The organism is Mesorhizobium sp. M7A.F.Ca.ET.027.03.2.1, assembly GCF_003999175.1.
Taxonomy (GTDB): Bacteria; Pseudomonadota; Alphaproteobacteria; order Rhizobiales; family Rhizobiaceae; genus Mesorhizobium.
In genome coordinates this window covers 1-2,930 of sequence record NZ_RZOM01000799.1, presented here as the reverse complement: position 1 = coordinate 2,930, position 2,930 = coordinate 1, and the positions used below count along the sequence as shown (strand labels likewise).

The window sequence follows — 2,930 nt, the reverse complement described above, 5'->3', positions numbered from 1 at the left end:
GCGATGGCAAGCACGCCCTGGGTCAGGCCGAACAGGACGGGCAGATGCAGGCCGAGCACCTCGCCGCCGCCTTCGAAGCGGCGCACCACTTCGACCAAAACGATGGTGACGATGACGCCGGCGAAAGCGCCGAGCGACGAGGTCATGCCGCCGACGATCAGCATGGCGAGCATGGTGAAGCCGAGGTCGAAATAGAAATCGCGTGGCGAGAACGCACCCAGAAACTGCGCCATCATGGCGCCGGCGGCCATGGCGGCGACGACACCCGCCACCCAAGCGGCCAAACGCGCCGTGCGCTGGTCGACGCCGACGGCGGCGGCACCGCGCTCGTCATTGGCGGCGGCGCGGGCGGCAAGGCCGAAGGAGGTTTCGCGAAACAGCCTCGCCGCCACCAGCGCCATCGAAGCGACAGCGGCAGCCGTCCACAGCCCTACCTCGCGCGGCACGCCATAGAATGGCTGACTGCCGCGCGTGATCTCGCGCCCGGCCACCAGCAGCGTGTAGACGATGATCAGCATGGCAAGCGTTGCGATCGAAGCGCTCGATCCGGAAAGCCTGAGCAGCGGCGTGCCGGTCAACAGGCCGACGATGACCGCGAGAGCAAGGACGACGGCCAGCGCCGCGAAGAAGGAGAGTTGATACCCGGCGAGGAATTGCGGCAGGTCGCGCAGCGCCGTTCGCTGCAATGCGGTCGGCATGGTGAGGATGCCGGTGGCGTAGGCGCCAAGGCCGACAAAGGCGGCCTGACCGAACGAGACGATGCCGCTGTTGCCAGAGAATATCTGCAGGCCGAGCACCGCCGTCAGCATGATCGCGGCATAGGTGACCACACGTTGCATGGCGGCGCTGCCAAAGATGAAGGCGGCAAGCGCCACCAGCAGCAGCACCGCGACCATGCACAGGGCATCGGCAGTGGCGTTGCGAAACGCGGCCGGCATGAAGCCACTGGGCTTGCTCTCGCTCATCGTCACCGACGCCATTACGCGGCCCTGAAGCGATCGGGTGAAAACGGCGCCAGGATCGGTTGCGCGCCTTCGGTGACCAGCCTGGCCACCGCCTCGCCGACTGCCGGCCCGGTCTTGAAGCCGTGGCCGGAGGATCCCGCCGAAACGACCAGCCCTTCGACGTCAGGCATGGCGCCGATGACCGGCAGATCGTCGGGGCTCATGTCGTAGAGTCCGGCATAGCCGGGCCGGATGCCAAGCTCGGCCATGGCAGGGACTCTGTCAACGAAGGTCTCCAGAATCTCGACCGATTCCTGCTCCTCGACACCTTCCATGTAGTTGTCGGGATTTTCGACAAAACGCGGGCGGCCCGCATGTTCGTGGCGCAGGCCGGTGCCACCGCCGGCCCACGTGCCGGCCAGGATGACACCGTCATTGTCGGGCCGAGCATAGTTGCAGTAAATGTCGTCGCACCAGGCGAACGGCATGACCTGCCTTGCCTTGCCGGCAGCGTCGAGCACGGCCATCGGATGGCGCTCGACATGCAGCGGCAGATCGAGGCCGACCGTCGCCAGCAGGCGGCGCGTCCACGGCCCGGCGGCCAGGACGACGGTACCGGCTTCCAGCACCGTTCCATCAGTCAGAGTGACGCCGGTGATGCGGTCGCCCTGCCGCTGGAGGCTCTCGACCAACGTGTTCTGCATGATCCTGGCACCGTTGGCGCGGGCGGCACGGGCGATAGCGTTGGTGGCGCCGAAGGCATCGGCGTAGCCATATTCCGGCTCCCACAGCGCCATTGCGACATTGTCCAAGGCAAAGCCGGGTGCCGCGTCGGCAAAGGCCTGCGGTGACAATGTCTCGATGCGCGCGCCCTCGCCGCGGATGCGTTCGGCCGCCGCCGTCCAACTCACCTTGTTGTCGTTGCCGCAGACCCACATCATGCCGATTTCGGTGACGAAAGAGCCTTCGCCCGCGATTTCCGGCAGCGACACCAGGATCTCGCGGCCACGTATGGAAAGCTGCGACAATTCCGGCATCAGGTAGAAGGCGTGCAGCAGCGCCGACGATTTGCCCGACGGGCCGCCGGCGGGATGGGTCTGCTCGACCAATGTGACCTTCACACCGGCCTTGGCCAGATGATAGGCGGCGCTCGATCCGACAATGCCGGCACCGACGACAATGACGTCGCTTCCTTTTCGCATGGCTGTTCCCCACAGTCTCTTGGCTGCTTTCCGACAAGGTAGGGCCAGCGATCACGCAATGTCAACATCTCTTCATTGTTGACCAAGATTTAAATCTCTGTAATAAACTCGACAAAACAAGAGAACACGGATTTCGGGGAGGCCCATGGCGATACGCGATGTTCTGATGCGCGGGGATCTTGCGCTGACGCCGTCGGAAGAAAAGATCGTCCGGCTGCTGTTGACGGACTATCCGACCTCCGGCCTCGGCACCGCCTCATCGCTCGCCCGGCGCGCTGGCGTCAGCGATCCGACCGTGGTGAGGCTGGTCGTAAAACTCGGTTATGAAGGTTTTCCGGATTTCCAGGCGAAGCTTCTGGCCGAAGTCGAGGCAAGACTGCACTCGCCGCTGCTGATGATGGAGGCCAAGCGGCAGAGCGGTTCCAACGACAGCGCCGTGCTGGCCTATCTCGATAGCGTCACCACGGCCTTGCAGAAAGCCACCGCCGCGACACCCATCCAGACATACGAGCGGGCGGCCCGCCTGCTGATGGAGGTCAAGGGCGAGATTGTCATGGTAGGCGGACGTGTCAGCCGTCACATCGCCGGCATGCTGGCCGGCTATCTCGTACAGTTTCGCTCCGGGGTTCGCGATCTCGGCGTGCTTTCTCCGCAGACCTTCGACACGCTCGCCGACCTCGACCGCCGCGACGTGCTCGTCGTGTTCGACTATCGCCGCTATCAGCTCGATGTGATGGCCTATGCGAGCCAAGCGGCAGCGCTCGATGTGCGCATCGTGCTGTTC

At 64.7% G+C, this 2,930-nt stretch carries 3 protein-coding genes; 1 reads left to right on the top strand and 2 read right to left on the bottom strand.

Going from position 1 to position 2,930, the window contains the following annotated elements; translation table 11 throughout:
- Positions 1–965 (bottom strand): branched-chain amino acid ABC transporter permease (locus EN750_RS27065; protein ID WP_245482825.1); only part of this gene is annotated, 965 nt, incomplete at its 3' end.
- A 14-nt stretch (positions 966–979) separates the two neighbouring features.
- Complete coding sequence (locus EN750_RS27060; RefSeq protein ID WP_127398475.1) at positions 980–2,146, bottom strand: FAD-binding oxidoreductase; 1,167 nt, start codon at positions 2,144–2,146, stop codon at positions 980–982.
- A 145-nt stretch (positions 2,147–2,291) separates the two neighbouring features.
- On the opposite strand from EN750_RS27060, the gene EN750_RS27055 reads away from it, so the two are divergent.
- Positions 2,292–2,930 (top strand): MurR/RpiR family transcriptional regulator (locus EN750_RS27055; protein WP_145967944.1); only part of this gene is annotated, 639 nt, incomplete at its 3' end.

What these genes read in the sequence shown, in the direction of transcription:
- EN750_RS27060 (WP_127398475.1), bottom strand. Translation starts at nt 2,146, where the DNA reads ATGCGAAAAGGAAGCGACGTCATTGTCGTCGGTGCCGGCATTGTCGGA.